Here is a 14773-nt window from a genome sequence, read left to right as displayed (position 1 = left end):
TCACAACATTCCGCATTCCCCTTGACCGTCCCAGGAGCGCGTCATGGATGACCTGTTCAAGACCGAACCCGCGCCGCCGCTGGCCGAAGCGCTGCGCCCGCGCACCATTGACGAAGTCATCGGCCAGAGCCATCTGCTCGGCCCCGGCAAGCCGCTGAACCTCGTGTTCAAGTCCGGCAAGCCGCATTCGATGATCCTGTGGGGCCCGCCCGGCGTCGGCAAGACCACGCTGGCGCGCCTGACGGCCTACGCCTTCGACTGCGAGTTCATCGCGCTGTCGGCCGTGCTCTCGGGTGTGAAGGACATCCGCGCCGCCGTCGAACAAGCGGAGCAGTACCTGGCGCGCGGCAAGCACACCATCCTGTTCATCGACGAGATCCACCGCTTCAACAAGTCGCAGCAGGATGCGCTGCTGCCCTTCGTCGAGTCGGGCCTGGTGACGCTGATCGGCGCCACCACCGAGAACCCGTCCTTCGAGGTCAACTCGGCGCTGCTGTCGCGTTCCCAGGTCTACGTGCTCAAGGCCTTGAACGACGAGGAGATGCGCCAGCTTCTCAAGCGCGCCCAGGAGCGCGTGCTGCAGCACCTGACGTTCGAGGACGTCGCGGTCGACACCCTGGTCGGCTATGCCGATGGCGACGCGCGGCGCTTCCTCAACCTGTTAGAACAGACCAAGACCTCGGCCGATACCTCGGGCGTCACCACCATCACCCGGGAATTCGTCGAGAACGCCCTGACCTTGAACGCGCGCCGCTTCGACAAGGGCGGCGACAACTTCTACGACCAGATCTCGGCCCTGCACAAGTCGGTGCGCGGCTCGCATCCGGACGCGGCGCTGTACTGGCTGTGCCGCATGCTCGACGGCGGCGCCGACGCCAAGTACCTGTCGCGCCGCATCGTACGCATGGCCTGGGAAGACATCGGCCTGGCCGATCCGCGCGCGCTGCAGATCGCCAACGACGCCGCCACGACCTATGAACGCCTCGGTTCGCCCGAAGGCGAGCTGGCGCTGGGCCAGGCGGTCATCTACCTGGCGATCGCGGCCAAGAGCAATGCCGGCTACAACGCCTTCAACGCGGCCATGGCCTTCGTGAAGAAGGACAAGTCGCGCGAGGTGCCGGTCCACCTGCGTAATGCACCGACCAAGCTGATGAAGGAACTCGGCTACGGCCACGAGTACCGCTACGCCCACGACGAGCCGCATGCGTATGCGGCGGGCGAAACCTACCTCCCCGAGGGGATGCGCGAGCCGGGCTGGTACCAGCCGGTGCCGCGCGGCGTCGAGTCGAAAGTGGCCGAGAAACTGGCCTTCCTGCGCGGCCTGGACGAGGACGCACGCAAGGACGGGAACGGCTGATTCGCCTGTGTGGGCGCGGCTTGGCGTCGGTATTTGACGCTTCGTCGCGCATTGCGCACGCTTCGCACTGCTTTTCTACGGCCAGTCCGCGCCTGACGCATTCCAGCCCCCGATTTTCGCGCTTCATCGCATGTCGATGGCGGTGCTTAGGTCCGATCGGTAAAGTTCAACCATACCGAATCACATCTGACCTGAAGGAGCACTACCATGAACATCCGTAAAAACTTCGAAGCCATCTTCATCGCCGCCGCCGCCCTGGGCCTGGTTGCCAGCTACGCCACCGCCGCCGCCCGTACCGTCGAAGTCGCGCAGCCTGTGTCGGTCACCGTGATCGATCCGACCGTGCACGTGGTCGTCGTCAAGGCGCCGCGCCTGTCCGTCGCAGAAAAAGCCGGCCTGAAGTAATGCGGGGCAGGGCTGCGAGGGCCCGAGTACGACGGTAGATCAAACCCCTACCGAATCTCGCGAGGATTTCGGAGAAAACAGCGGTCGGCTTGGTACAATTGTGTTTTCGACATACGCAAGCGTCCCCGACATGATTGACATCCAACTTCTCCGCAAAGACATCGACACCGTCGCCGCGCGCCTGGCGACCCGCAAGTTCCAGCTCGACGTGGCCGCGTTCAGCGCCCTCGAAGCCGAACGCAAAGCGATCCAGACGCGTACCGAGGAACTGCAGGGCAAGCGCAACTCGCTGTCCAAGCAGATCGGCATGATGAAGGGTAAGGGCGAGGACACCACGGCCGTGATGGCGGAAGTGGCCGGCCTGGGCGACGAGCTGAAGGCCAACGAAGTCAAGCTGGCCGACGTGCAGGACAAGATGGCGCGCTTCATGGAAGCGGTGCCGAACCTGCCGCACGAAAGCACGCCGCAAGGGACCGATGAGTCGGGCAACGTCGAAGTGCGCAAGGTGGGTACGCCGCGCAGCTTCGATTTCGAGGTCAAGGACCACGTCGACATCGGCGAAAAGCTGGGCCTGGACTTCGACACCGCGACCAAGCTGACCGGTTCGCGTTTCTCGATGATGAAGGGCGGCATGGCGCGCCTGCACCGCGCGCTGGCGCAGTACATGCTCGACACCCACACCGGCAAGCACGGCTACACCGAGTGCTACACCCCGTACATGGTCAACGCCGATTCGCTGCGCGGCACCGGCCAGCTGCCGAAGTTCGAAGCCGACCTGTTCTCGGTGAAGAAGGGCGGCGCCGAAGGCGAGGGCGAGAACTTCTACCTGATTCCGACCTCGGAGGTCTCGCTGACCAACGTGGTGCGCGACGAGATCGTGGCGCTGGACGAACTGCCGCTCAAGATGACCGCGCATACCCCATGCTTCCGCTCGGAAGCCGGCAGCTACGGCCGCGACACCCGCGGCATGATCCGCCAGCACCAGTTCGACAAGGTCGAGCTCGTGCAGGTGGTGCAGCCGGAGGCGTCGTATGCGGCGCTGGAAGAGATGGTCGGCCAGGCCGAGTTCATCCTGACCTCGCTGGGCCTGCCATACCGCGTCATGCAGCTGTGCACCGGCGACATGGGCTTCTCGGCCGCCAAGACCTACGACCTCGAAGTCTGGCTGCCGGCGCAGAACACCTACCGCGAGATCTCCTCGCTGTCGAACTGCGAAGCCTTCCAGGCGCGCCGCATGGGCGCCCGTTTCCGCAATGCGGCCGGCAAGACCGAACTGCTGCACACCCTGAATGGTTCCGGCCTGGCCGTGGGCCGCACGCTGGTGGCGGTGCTGGAGAATTACCAGCAGGCGGACGGCAGCGTGATCATTCCGGAAGTGCTGCGCTCCTATATGGGTGGTCTGGAGCGTTTGGCACCCGGCGCCTGAAGCGCGATGGAAGAGCAAGTTTTAAATAGCTCTTCCGTTTTTGCAAGAGCGCCGCTATAATGCTGTCTCTCGCTTACAAGCGACCGCAGCACCGATTCAGGAGAGGTGGCAGAGTGGTCGAATGTACCTGACTCGAAATCAGGCGTACGGGTGACCGTACCGTGGGTTCGAATCCCACCCTCTCCGCCAAGAAAATGAAAAGGGCCCCGCATGGGGCCCTTTTCATTTTCTTGGCGGAGAGGAGGGAGCTCCTGAGGAGCTCCCGCGTGGGATTCGAAGCCTCGCGCATGCTTGCGCGAGGGCGGCCCGCGGAACGTGGGCGAATCCCACCCGTGAGTAGCCGCGCTTGCCTTTGTTTTTGACGTTGAAGTCGGCAAGAAATATTCTTTCAAAAATGATGCTTCAATGAAATATTATTTCGCGCCAATTGTCTCTTCCCGAAACGCCGTACAGCCGCTATAATTCGGCCTCGCTTACGGCGACCACGCAACACCGATTCAGGAGAGGTGGCAGAGTGGTCGAATGTACCTGACTCGAAATCAGGCGTACGGGTGACCGTACCGTGGGTTCGAATCCCACCCTCTCCGCCACAAAAATGAAAAGGGCCCCGCACGGGGCCCTTTTCATTTTTGTGGCGGAGAGGAGGGAGCTCCTGAGGAGCTCCCGCGTGGGATTCGAAGCCTCGCGCATGCTTGCGCGAGGGCGGCTCGCGGAACGTGGGCGAATCCCACCCTCTCCGCCAGTAGTAATGAAAAGGGCCCCACATCGGGGCCCTTTTCATTTTCAGTGCATGTTCTTCGCTACGATTTCATCTGTCGCCAGCTTGGCCTGCTGCAGCGGCTGGCTCAATGCGTTAGTCGCATAAGCCGGCGCAGTCGGCGCCACCGCCCCCAGCACGCCGCCTTCCTTCCTGCTGATATCGATGTCCACCGTGGTCGACAAGCCCACGCGCAGCGGATGCGCCTGCAGCTCGTTCGGATCGAGCGATATCCGCACCGGCACACGCTGCACCACCTTGATCCAGTTGCCGGTCGCGTTCTGCGCCGGCAGCAGCGAGAAGGCGCTGCCGGTGCCGGCGCCCATTCCCACCACCTTGCCGTGATAGACCACCTTGTCGCCGTAGATATCGGCTTCGATCGTGGCCGGCTGGCCGATGCGGATGTCGCGCAGTTCGGACTCCTTGAAGTTGGCGTCGATCCAGAGCTGGTTCAGCGGCACCACTGAGAGCAGCGGCGTGCCCGGGGCGATGCGGCTGCCGACCTGCACACTGCGCTTGGCGACATAGCCCGTCACCGGCGCGGCGACGGTCGTGCGGCGCGTTGCCAGCCAGGCCGCCATGTAATCCGCCTTCGCCGCCAGCACGTTCGGATGCTCGCCTGGCGCCACGCCACTCACGCCAGCACGCGCCGCCGCCAGCTGTTTTTCCGCGACCACCAGTGCGGCGCGTGCATCCGCCACCGCCTGGCGCGCATGCGCAAGGTCTTCTCCCGAGACGATGTTGTCGCCGGCCAGTGGCAGGCGCCGCGCCAGGTCGTCCTGCGCTGTCTTCAGGGTCACGCGGCGCTGTTCGAGCGTGGCCTGGTACTGCTCGACACCGGTGTAGCGCTCGCGCTGCTGGCGCACGGCCGCGCCGAGGCGCGCTTCGGCCTGGGCCAGCGCGACTTCGGCGTCAAGCGGATCGAGGCGCACCAGTTCGGTCCCGGCCTCGACCAGCTGGGTCTCGTCGCCGCGGATCTCGACCACGCTGCCCGCGACCTGCGAAGACACGTTTACCAGGTTGCCGCCGACGTAGGCATTGTCGGTCTCGATGCGCTTGGACGCCACCAGCACGTGGTAGGCGCCATAGCCGACGCCGGCCAGCAGGAAGGCGCCGGTGATGGCGACCAGGACGGCGCGGCGCTTGGGCGAATTCTGGGAGTTCGGGGTGCTTGGGGTGTCGGTGCTCATGGCTTGCTCGCGATCGGGTTGTTCGTAGTCGGGGCGGCGTGGTAGCCGCCGCCCAGGGCCTTGGTCAGCGCCACCTGCGTCTGCAGCTGCGCGTCGACCAGCTGCAGGGCGACGTCGCGCTGGCGCAGCACGGCCTGGCGCGCCTGCAGCACGGTGGCGCGGTTGGCCAGGCCGCGCTTCAGGCGTGCTTCAGCGCTGGCAGCCAGCTCGCTGCTGGCGCGCGATGCCGCGGCGTGCGCCTCGGCTTCCTTTGCGATGCCTTGCAGCGTGGCGGCTTCGCGGGCGACTTCGGCCACCGCGTCCAGTACCGCCTTGTTGTACTCGGCCAGCAGCTCGTCGCGCTCGCTGCGCGCCATGCCCAGCTGCGCGTTCAGTCGCCCGCCGTCGAACAGCGGCAGGTCGAGGGTGGCGCCAAGCAGCAGCGTCCGGCTAGGGTAGCGCAGCAGCTTGCCGAGCGAAATGGCATCGAGGCCGAGGGCGCCGGCCAGGTTGATGTCGGGCCGGAAGGCCGCTTCGGCCGAGGCCACCCGTCCCAGCTGGGCCTCGACGCGCCAGCGCGCGGCCTGCAGGTCGGGACGGCGCGCCAGCAGTTCCAGGCCGAGCTCGCGCGGTACGGAGTCGCTCGGCGGCGTCACGCGTACCCGCGTCAGCTTCACCAGGGCGTCGGGATCACCGCCGATGAGTGCGCGCAGGGCTTCGCGTTCACGTTCGGCGTCGGTATCGAGATGCTGCGCCTGTTCCCCCAGGGTCGCCAGATCCAGCTCGGCGCTGCGCAGCTCGTCGCTGGTTGCCAGGCCTTGCGCCATGCGCGCACGGCGCCCGGCGACCAGGTCGCGCTGGACGGCGATCAGCTCATTGGTATTGTCCTGGCGCGCCCACAGCATCTGCAGGCGCAGGTAGCTTTGCGCAACCGATGCTGCCAGCACCTGCGCTGCCTGCGCCGCTTCGGCGCGGCGCGCGTCTGCTTCGCCCAGGGCCGCCGCGATCAGGCTGCGGTGACGTTCCCACCAGTCGAAGTCATAACTGGCGCGCAGCTGGACCGAGGCATCGTTGTAGAAGGCGCCGCCGATCGGCGGCGGGAAGAAGCCGTTGGAGGAATAGCGCTGACGGTTGAAGCCCGTTTCAAGCCCGACCTGGGCGCCGCCGGCCGCGCGTTCCGCCGCGACGGCGGCGCCGGCGCTGGCGACCCGCGCCTTGGCCACTGTAAGGTTCGGGCTATCGCGTAAGGCGGTCGCCACCAGGGCGTCGAGTTGCGGGTCGCGATACGCGCGCCACCACTGCTCTGCGGGCCAGTCGTGGGCGGGAAGGGCGATGGAGGCAGCGTACTGGGCGCGCGCGAAGTCGGGGCCGCGGCTGCGCGCGCCGTCGCTCGGTACGTGCAGGCAGCCCGACAGGGCAAGGGCCGCTGCCGCGATGGGAAGGAGTCGTGGTAGTCGCAAGGTGATTCTTTCAGTCGAGGGCGGCGTGGTCCACCGGCGCCGGCGCGCTTGAAGCCTTGGGCGGGCGGATCAGGAGCAGCATGGGGATCACGGCCAGGGTCAGCATCATCATCAGCCAGTAGTCGTCGACGTAGGCGATCATCGAGGCCTGGCGCGTAATCTCGTGGTCGATCATGGCCATGCTGTAGCCGGCGTTCGGGTCGAGCAGTGCCGGGTTGGCGTTGTTCACGTGCGCCGCCAGCGAGGCGTGCACGGTCTGGGTGTTGCGGATCAGGAGCGCCTGCACCAGCGCGATGCCGATGCTCGAGCCGATGTTGCGCACCAGGCTGTAGAGCGCCGTGCCTTCGGCGCGCATCTGCGGCGACAGGGTGGCGAAGGTGGCCGCCGACAACGGCACGAACACCAGGCCCAGGCCGATGCCCTGGATCACGCCGGGCCAGACGATGTCGGACTGCGACAGCACCAGGGTGTACTGGGTCATCTGCCACAGCGAGAAGGCGGTGATCGCAAAACCGGTGCCGAGCAGGATGCGGAAATCGACCTTGCCGGTCAGACGCCCAACCACCAGCATGGCCAGCATGGTGCCCAGCCCCGACGGCGCCGTCACCAGGCCGGCCAGCGCGGCCGGATAGCCCATCAGGCCCTGCAGCATGGTCGGCATCAGGGCGCGGGTGGCGAACAGCACGACGCCGACGATGAAGATCAGCAGCAGGCCGGTGACGTAGTTGGCGTTTCTCAAGAGGCGGAAGTCGACGAACGACTGGCCGGGCGGGCGCGTCAAGGTATGGCCAATGAAGTAGGACAGCGCCAGCGCTGCCAGCACCAGCTCGAACCAGGTCTCGCCCGATGCGAACCAGTCGTTCTGCTCGCCGCGGTCGAGCAGCATCTGCAGCGCGCCGATGGCGACCGACAGGGTGACGAAGCCGAAGGTATCGAAGCGCACCCGCCGCGCGGCCTCGGTCGGGCGGATGTAGCGCCAGATGCCCCAGAAGGCGAGGGCGCCGATCGGCACGTTGATGAAGAAGACCCAGCGCCAGCTGAAGCTGTCGGTCAGCCAGCCGCCCAGGCTGGGGCCGAGGATGGGACCGATCATCACGCCCATGCCCCACACCGCCATCGCGGAACCGTGCTTCTCGCGCGGGTTGATGTCGAGGAGCGTGGATTGCGAAAGCGGCACCAGGGCCGCGCCGAACACGCCCTGCAGCATGCGTGCGACCACGATCTCGGTGAGCGAGGTGGAGATCCCGCACAGCACCGAGGCGATGACGAAGCCCGCCACCGAGGCCAGGAACACGTTCTTCAGGCCGAAGCGGTCGACCAGCCAGCCATTGAGCGGCGTGGCGATCGCCGCCGCCACGATGAAGGAAGTGAGCACCCAGGTGATCTGGTCCGTTGACGCGGAGAGTGCGCCCTGCATGTGCGGCAGCGCCACGTTGGCGATGGTGCCGTCGAGCGCCTGGATGATGGTGGCCAGCATGATCGAGATCGTGATCATGGTCCGGTTCACCGCTGGAGCAGCTGCCGTCACGGCGTCTCCTCGAGGCGCTTGCGCAGGGACTCCAGCAGGCGCGTGGCGGCCGCCAGTTCCTGCGGATCGAAGTCGCCGAGCAGGCCGGCGCGCACCGCGCCGGCTTCGCGCTGCACCTCCGCATAGACCTTGTTGCCGGCCTCGGTCAGCATGACCAGCTTCACACGGCGGTCGGTGGGCGAGGCGGTGCGCACGACCAGGCCGTCGCGCTCGAGGCGGTCCAGCATCGCCACCATCGAGGAGCCTTCGACTTCGACCAGGCTGGCCAGCGTGCGCTGCGACATCGGCTCCTCGGACTTGGCGACCATGGCGATGGTCATCCAGCCGGCCTGGCCGATGCCCAAGTGCTTGAGGCGCTTGTCGAGTTGCTGGCGCCAGGCGCGGGCGGTGTAGTGGAGCGCTTTCGAAAAGCTTTCCTCGAGTGTTGGTTGAGTACTCATGTTTAGCTAGCTAATCGTTAGGTATCGAACTATTTTAATATGAGCAAGGAAACTCGGCAAGGGCCGAATTGTTTTCGCCAAGTGCGCTTAGGTTCCGTCCCTATTGTTGAGCACAATCAGAGGCGCTTCGCTTTGCAGCGCATCCGTTTCCGACCGAACTCATCTGTCAGCCTTTCGTCAGATGCCCGGTCGAGGATCGATCTGTCATGTACGCACCATATTGGTGCATTTTGGCAATCCATCCAGGAGGAAACCATGGCTACCTGCAGCTCCCTGCGCAGTTCCCGCCTTCCTTGCCGCAGCGCGCTCGCGCTCGCTGTCGGCGCCGCCCTGCTGTCCGCCTGCCAGTGGCCGGGCGGTGGCCGCGTCGATGAACTCAACAATTTGCACGGTCCGACGCACGACCTGACAGTCGAGCTGCGCGAGGGCACCAACATGGCGGCCGCGCCCTCACCAAGCGGACGCCACATCGTGTTCTCGGCCCAGGGCGCGCTGTGGATCATCCCGGCCGGCGGCGGTGACGCCCGACGCATCACCGACTGGCGCGTCGAACCGACCGCGCCGGTGTGGTCGCCCGACGGCAAACGCATCGCCTTCCAGAACTACACGCCGGAAGGGAACTTCCACATCTGGACCATCTCGCCGGACGGGCGGGACATCAAGGAGCTCACCACCGGACCCTACGACGACCGCGAACCGGCCTGGCTGCCCGATGGCAGCGGCCTGGTGTTCTCGTCCGACCGCAGCGGCGACGGCCAGTACAAGATCTGGCGCGTGGGCTTGAGCGGCGGCGTGCCGGTGCAGCTCACCACGGGGCCCGGCGCCGAGAGCAATCCGGTGGTGTCGCCCGACGGCACGCGCCTGGCCTATGTCGACGGCGCCAACGTCGTCACTGCACCGATCGGCGGCGGGGCGCCCACCGTGGTCGCCCCCGGCGCCGCGCCGGCCTGGACCCCGGACGGCAGCGCGCTGGTCTACCAGGATGCGGCGCGCCAGCTGGTGGTGGGCGGCGCGCCAGTGACCACCAACGAGGACATCTTCCCGTTCCCGGTACGGTACTTGCCCGACGGGCGCTTCCTGTACACGGCCGATGGCCACATCCGCGTGCGCGACGCCGCTGGCGCCAACCCGGCCGACGTGGTGTTCCGCGCGGAGCTGAAGCTGCGCCGCCCGCTGCTGGGCGTGCAGGGCAAGGACCGCGGTTTCGACTGGTTCGGGCCGCGTCACGTGAAGGGCATCAGCGCCCCGGCGCTGTCGCCGGACGGGCGCAGCATCGCCTTCGTCGCGCTGAACGACGTCTGGGCCATGCGCATCGGCGAAGACCCGGTGCGGCTCACCAACGACGCGGACCGCGACGCCAACCCGCAATGGACCGCGGACGGCCGCTCGGTCTTCTTCTCGTCCGAACGCGGCAACGCCGGCCAGCTGGCGATCGACCAGGTCGAGGTCGCGACGCGGGCCCGCACCCGGCTGGCCGCGATTCCGGGCCGCTCGATGGTGACGCCGAAGATTTCGCCGGACGGCGGCCGCATCGCCTACACCACCTTGTCGGGCCAGCTCGAGATCTGGAACCGCGCCACCAATACGCCGGAGGTGATCCTGGCTTCCGTCAGCACCCAGGTCAGCACGCCGCAATGGACGCCGGACGGCACCCGCATCCTCCTGGTCGACAACGAGCGCATCAACAACCGCTTTCGCGAGGGCTATAACAAGCTGCGCGTGATCGACCTGGCCTCGCGCACCGGCACCTTCCACGCGGTGGCGCCGGCGCCGCGCCAGATCGCCGAGCGCGACGAGGGCGCGGCGGTGCTGTCGCCGGACGGCACCAAGGTGGCCTTCATCATGGACTCGCGCCTGTACCTGATTCCCGTCGACGCCAGCGGCGCGCCGACCGGGCCGGCGCGGCGCGTCAGCGAGGACATCGCCGACCTGCCGTCCTGGGGCGGCGACTCGCGCACCATCCTGTACAAATCGGCCGAGCGGGTGCGCACCGTGCGCGTCGATGGCGGCGCCACGCGCGAGATTCCCATCAAGCTGGAATGGCAGCAGGCGGTGCCGCTTGGCCGCGCCCTGATCCACGCGGGCAGCTTGTGGGACGGCATCGGGACCAGCCTGCGCCACGACGTCGACATCCTGGTCGACGGCAACCGCATCGTCTCGGTCGCGCCGCACAGTACTCACCCGGCCGGGGTGCGCGAGGTCGACGCCAGTGGTCTCACCGTCATGCCGGGCCTGATCGAGACCCACCTGCATCCGCTGACCCTGTACCAGGGCGGCCAGTTCGGCCAGATCGCCCAGCTGATGCTGTCCTACGGGATCACCACGGCGCAGTCGGTCGCCGGCCCGCTGCACCAGAGCATCGAGCTGCGCGAAGCCCTGGAGGCCGGCAACCTGCTCGGGCCGCGCCTGTTCGTCTCGCCGCCGCTGTGGGAAGGCAACCGCCTGTTCTACCACTTCGCGCGCACCCTGCGTACCCCCGGCATCGCCGAACTCGAGATCGCCAAGGCCAAGCGCTTCGACGTCGACTACCTGAAGAGTTATGTGCGGGCGCCGATCCCAGTCATGGAGCGCATCGCGCAAGGGGCGCTCGACCTGCGCATCCCGAGCGGCACCCACATGGTGCAGCCGGGCGCGGCGACAGGCCTGGCCGGCACCACCCACCTGTCGGCGACCCAGCGCATGGGCTACGGCTGGTCGAAGTCCTTCGCGCGCGCGATCACCTACCAGGACGCGGCCGACGTCTACGGCAAGGGCGACTTCCGCCTGATCGATACCCTGTTCTCGGCCGGCGCGCTGGCAGGCCTCGACCCGGGCATCGTGCTCGATCCGCGCTTCATCCTGGTGCCGCCCAACTTCGTGCCCGGCCTGCAGAATGCGCTGCCGCCGACGCCGGCGCAGCTGGCGGCCATCATCAACGACGCCACCCAGCAGGCCAAGGTGCGCGCGGCCGGCGCCCTGGTCGCCAACGGGACCGACTCGCCGCTGGTGGTGCCGGGCATCTCGCTGCACCTGAACATGCGCGGGGCCGCGCTGGTGCAGGGCAACCTTGCGGCGCTGTACTCGGTCACGCGCGACGCCGCGCGCATGGCCCTGTTGGGCAAGGACCTGGGCACGGTGGAGCCGGGCAAGCTGGCCGACCTGATCGCCGTCGGCGGCGACCCGCTGCTCGACCTGCGCGCCGCGGCCGACGTGCGCTTCGTAGTGAAGAACGGCCGGGTGATCACGCTGCCCGAGATCCTGGCGCCGGCGCAGACTCCCGAGCAGCGGCGGGCGCGCGAGCAGGCGCTGGCGGCCCAGGAGAAGCTATGCCGCGAGGAGCCGCAGCACTGCAGCGAAGGAGGCGGCCACGCGCACTGAAGCGCGTGATTAGCGCACCAGGCCGGCGGCGCGCGCTGCTTCCTCGAGCGTGTCGCCGCCCAGCGCCATGTGCTGGATCGCGGCCAGGCCCCACTGGGCCGAGGCATTGGTGCTGATCCCGGTCAGCTCGTCCAATGGACGCAGCACGGCCGGGCCTTCAATGCGGCGCACGGTGTTGCGCGGGTTGCCGGACTGGAGCCAGTCCGAGGCGAAGAACTCGCGCCAGGCCCGCAAAGACAGCGCGCGGTCGCGTTCGTGGTAGGCCGCGTACGCGGTCATGCGCGAATTGGTGTCGCTCATGCCGCGCCCGCCGGGATCGCGTCCCAGCAGCGCCACGATGTCCTGGGAGGGCGCATTGTAGGTGCGGCAGTACTGCAGCCAGGTCTTGCGGTAGGCCGGCACATCGACCAGGGTGAGCAGCTCGGAATTCATCTCGACCACCCCGAACACCCCGTTCAGGTTGGAGAACGAGGCCTTGTCGCCGGGACCCTGGAAGCGGCCGGTCCGGTGGTCGTAAGGCGCGCCGGCGGCGAACCACCCATGCTTGAGCGCGGCGATGCTCTGCATGCCGGCCACGATCTTGTCGCGCCAGCGGGTATCGCCCGTGCGCTCCCATTCCGCCAGCCAGGCCGAGATCAGCGAGCCCCAGACCGTGCCGAAGGAGGCGCCGACGAAAGCGTCCGGTTGTGCGCCATTGACCTGCAGCTTGCGCGCGATGTCGACCTTGTGCAGGTCGTGGTCGGAGTCGAGCAGTTCGCGCATCAGGTCGCCGACGCGCTCGTCCGCTGTCAGGAAGTAGTAGATGCGGCGGTAGGCGGCGTTCGACACGCGCGGCTGCTTTGACGAGTCCGACCAGTGCTGCACCGCGTGGCGCGTGCCGAAGCCCTTGAAGCGGCCCAGGTGGTAAACGTCGACTTCGCCCGTGTGGCGCGTCATCGCTTCGGCGAAGCGGAACAGGTCGGCGCGGCCGGTTCGCAGGTAGCTGTACCACAGCCACAGGTCGCTCGAGAGTTCCGAGTTGTCCCAGGCGTAGCCGCCGATATCGTAGCGCCACATGTGGCGGTCGCTGTCATAGGTGTGCATCACGTCGCCGAAGGACCAGAAGCCGTACCAGCGGTGCTGCTCGGCCTCGCGCAGGTACTGGTCCAGCTGCAGGGACAGGCGATCCTCGATCAGCCGCCGCGCCGCGCTGGAGGTGTCAGCCGGGTCCCAGTCGCCGAACACGCCGCACTGGTGGATGCGCTGCGGTGACAGCACCGGACGCGCCGGACGCGCGACCTGTTCGGCCATGTCCGACAGCGCCTGGTGCGAAGGCGTCGCGCCCAGCACCCACAGCTGCAGTTCGGAAGTGCGCGCGATGCCGGGCGCCGAATCCCAGCCCGCTTCGTAGTCTTCGTAGGTGATGTTCAGGCCGGCGATCTGCTTCTCGTGAGTGTCCATGCCGTCCTCGCCGCGGTAGGAACGCAGGTCCATGGCAGCCGCCGAGGGCGACCACATCCAGGCGGTCACCTCGGCCATCGGGCTCGCGGCCTTGCGCACGTCCAGCTGCACCGGCGCGCGCTGCCAGAAGTCTTTCAGGCCCAGGGCCACGCCGCCGGAAGCGCCGCCGGCGTACAGCAAGCCCTTCGCGCGGTGGCCCGCGTTTGCGTCGATCCAGGCCCGGCCCGAGCCCAGGCGCTTGTGCAGGGTGAAGCCGTCGGGCGAAACCTGCGACAGCGAGAAGTCGCCCCATTCGGGGACCCATTGCAGGCCCTCCTGGACCGCCTTCGCCATGCCGGCCAACGGCGGCAGCGCCTTGCCCGCGACCTGCGCATCCTTGTAGGCCTGCCCCGGATCGCGCCGCAAGCCTGTCACCGGACGCACCGCTTCGCCCCAGACGCCGACGCCTTCGCCGGCGAAGCGCACGTGGCGATCGATGCTCTGGTCGGTCATCGGCACCTGGGCGGTGACGCCCAGGCCGGCGATAAAGTCCTTGTCCGGCGCGCCGTCGTAGACAAAGGAATGCACGATGCGCACGCTGTCGGAGCCTGAATAGAAATACAGGCGCACCGAGAAGGGCAGCCAGTCGCGGGCGCCGTCGCTGTGCATGCCGTCGAACTTGACGACGGCGCGCACCGGGCCGGCCTGTTCCACCGTCATCTTCGTGAGCTTGCCGGTGAAGCGCTGGCGCGACACGCTGCCGCCGTCTTCCGGCTGCGGGCCGTCCTGGCGCAGCGCCACCAGTTTCAGGTCCTGCATCGTCACCCGGCCGGCGCGGCGCGCGCTGCGCACCAGGACTTCGCCCGAGGACGGCAGCGTCCATGCCAGTTCGCCGGCGCTGACGATCACGCCGTCCGCCGCCTGCTTCACCGATATCGCGCCGCGTGCCGGCCGGCCAGAGCGCAGCTCCCAGCTCTCGGCCACGGCGCCGCCGGCGATGGCGTGCGCGGTCCATTTCAGAGACCCGTCGGGCCAGTAGGCGAGCGGCCAGGACTGCATCGGCGGTGCGTCCGCGCCGAGGGTGAAATCCAGCTGCTTGTTGGCCGGCAGGCGCAGGGTCCCGCGTGGCCAGGGCACGCCCAGGGTCGCGCCTTCGAAGCGCGCCGGAGCTGCTCCGCCCAGCCAGCGCAGGGCGGTGCCGGCGACCGGCGCGGGTCTCGCTGTCGTGTTCGCGGTGGCCGCACCGGACAGGCCGGGCAGGGAAGCGAACAGGGGAAGGGCGCTGGCCGAGCGCAGGAAGCGCCTGCGCGATGCGGTAGTGACGATCATGTTCTCCTGCCTTTGCTCTCGAGGGGGATGGGCTGATATATCAGTCGGTCGAGGGCGATACTAGCGGAGACAGGGATGGCGGTCGATATGCAGTCGTCAATCGATCAGCAGCTTGAGCGCACCCGC

9 protein-coding genes and 2 tRNA genes are annotated in these 14773 nt (G+C 67.7%); 6 read left to right on the top strand and 5 right to left on the bottom strand.

Going from position 1 to position 14773, the window contains the following annotated elements:
- The first annotated feature begins 43 nt into the window (after nucleotides 1–43).
- From GV068_RS01015 to GV068_RS00995, 5 genes are all read left to right on the top strand, one after another.
- A complete protein-coding gene (locus GV068_RS01015; protein ID WP_159695583.1) occupies nucleotides 44–1357 on the top strand; it encodes a replication-associated recombination protein A in 1314 nt (437 codons plus the stop codon).
- A gap of 207 nt (nucleotides 1358–1564) precedes the next feature.
- On the top strand, nucleotides 1565–1762 hold the full coding sequence (locus GV068_RS01010) for a hypothetical protein (RefSeq protein WP_159695582.1): 198 nt from the start codon (nucleotides 1565–1567) through the stop codon (nucleotides 1760–1762).
- 130 nt (nucleotides 1763–1892) lie between these two features.
- Entirely contained in the window at nucleotides 1893–3188 is a 1296-nt protein-coding gene (serS, locus tag GV068_RS01005) for a serine--tRNA ligase (protein WP_159695581.1), read from the top strand.
- A gap of 99 nt (nucleotides 3189–3287) precedes the next feature.
- Nucleotides 3288–3377, top strand: a tRNA-Ser gene (locus GV068_RS01000).
- Nucleotides 3378–3688: 311 nt separating this feature from the next.
- Nucleotides 3689–3778, top strand: a tRNA-Ser gene (locus GV068_RS00995).
- Nucleotides 3779–3971: 193 nt separating this feature from the next.
- On the opposite strand, the gene GV068_RS00990 is transcribed toward GV068_RS00995, so the two are convergent.
- From GV068_RS00990 to GV068_RS00975, 4 genes are read right to left on the bottom strand one after another with little or no spacing between them, the layout of a single operon-like run.
- A complete protein-coding gene (locus GV068_RS00990; RefSeq protein WP_159695580.1) occupies nucleotides 3972–5135 on the bottom strand; it encodes an HlyD family efflux transporter periplasmic adaptor subunit in 1164 nt (387 codons plus the stop codon).
- A complete protein-coding gene (locus GV068_RS00985; RefSeq protein WP_159695579.1) occupies nucleotides 5132–6574 on the bottom strand; it encodes an efflux transporter outer membrane subunit in 1443 nt (480 codons plus the stop codon). The genes GV068_RS00990 and GV068_RS00985 overlap by 4 nt, the downstream gene beginning before the upstream one ends.
- Before the next feature lie 10 nt (nucleotides 6575–6584).
- Entirely contained in the window at nucleotides 6585–8069 is a 1485-nt protein-coding gene (locus GV068_RS00980) for an MDR family MFS transporter (RefSeq protein ID WP_159704406.1), read from the bottom strand.
- A 29-nt stretch (nucleotides 8070–8098) separates the two neighbouring features.
- The gene (locus tag GV068_RS00975; RefSeq protein ID WP_159695578.1) at nucleotides 8099–8542 is read right to left on the bottom strand and encodes a MarR family winged helix-turn-helix transcriptional regulator; all 444 of its coding nucleotides are present in this window, start codon (nucleotides 8540–8542) and stop codon (nucleotides 8099–8101) included.
- A gap of 255 nt (nucleotides 8543–8797) precedes the next feature.
- On the opposite strand from GV068_RS00975, the gene GV068_RS00970 reads away from it, so the two are divergent.
- Nucleotides 8798–11899: an amidohydrolase family protein gene (locus GV068_RS00970; protein ID WP_159695577.1), complete on the top strand. Its 3102-nt coding sequence runs from the start codon at nucleotides 8798–8800 to the stop codon at nucleotides 11897–11899.
- A 9-nt stretch (nucleotides 11900–11908) separates the two neighbouring features.
- Here the strand turns inward: GV068_RS00970 and GV068_RS00965 are convergent, their stop codons facing one another.
- Entirely contained in the window at nucleotides 11909–14647 is a 2739-nt protein-coding gene (locus GV068_RS00965) for a Tat pathway signal sequence domain protein (RefSeq protein WP_159695576.1), read from the bottom strand.
- Nucleotides 14648–14773: the final 126 nt, after the last annotated feature.

The organism is Massilia sp. 9I (assembly GCF_902506415.1).
Lineage (GTDB): Bacteria > Pseudomonadota > Gammaproteobacteria > Burkholderiales > Burkholderiaceae_D > Telluria.
The sequence above is the reverse complement of the archived record's forward strand: the minus strand, read 5'-3'. Positions and strand labels throughout refer to the sequence as shown.

What these genes read in the sequence shown, in the direction of transcription:
- serS (WP_159695581.1), top strand. Translation starts at nt 1,893, where the DNA reads ATGATTGACATCCAACTTCTCCGCAAAGACATCGACACCGTCGCCGCG.
- GV068_RS00990 (WP_159695580.1), bottom strand. Translation starts at nt 5,135, where the DNA reads ATGAGCACCGACACCCCAAGCACCCCGAACTCCCAGAATTCGCCCAAG.
- GV068_RS00970 (WP_159695577.1), top strand. Translation starts at nt 8,798, where the DNA reads ATGGCTACCTGCAGCTCCCTGCGCAGTTCCCGCCTTCCTTGCCGCAGC.
- GV068_RS00980 (WP_159704406.1), bottom strand. Translation starts at nt 8,069, where the DNA reads ATGATCACGATCTCGATCATGCTGGCCACCATCATCCAGGCGCTCGAC.
- GV068_RS01010 (WP_159695582.1), top strand. Translation starts at nt 1,565, where the DNA reads ATGAACATCCGTAAAAACTTCGAAGCCATCTTCATCGCCGCCGCCGCC.
- GV068_RS01015 (WP_159695583.1), top strand. Translation starts at nt 44, where the DNA reads ATGGATGACCTGTTCAAGACCGAACCCGCGCCGCCGCTGGCCGAAGCG.
- GV068_RS00975 (WP_159695578.1), bottom strand. Translation starts at nt 8,542, where the DNA reads ATGAGTACTCAACCAACACTCGAGGAAAGCTTTTCGAAAGCGCTCCAC.
- GV068_RS00965 (WP_159695576.1), bottom strand. Translation starts at nt 14,647, where the DNA reads ATGATCGTCACTACCGCATCGCGCAGGCGCTTCCTGCGCTCGGCCAGC.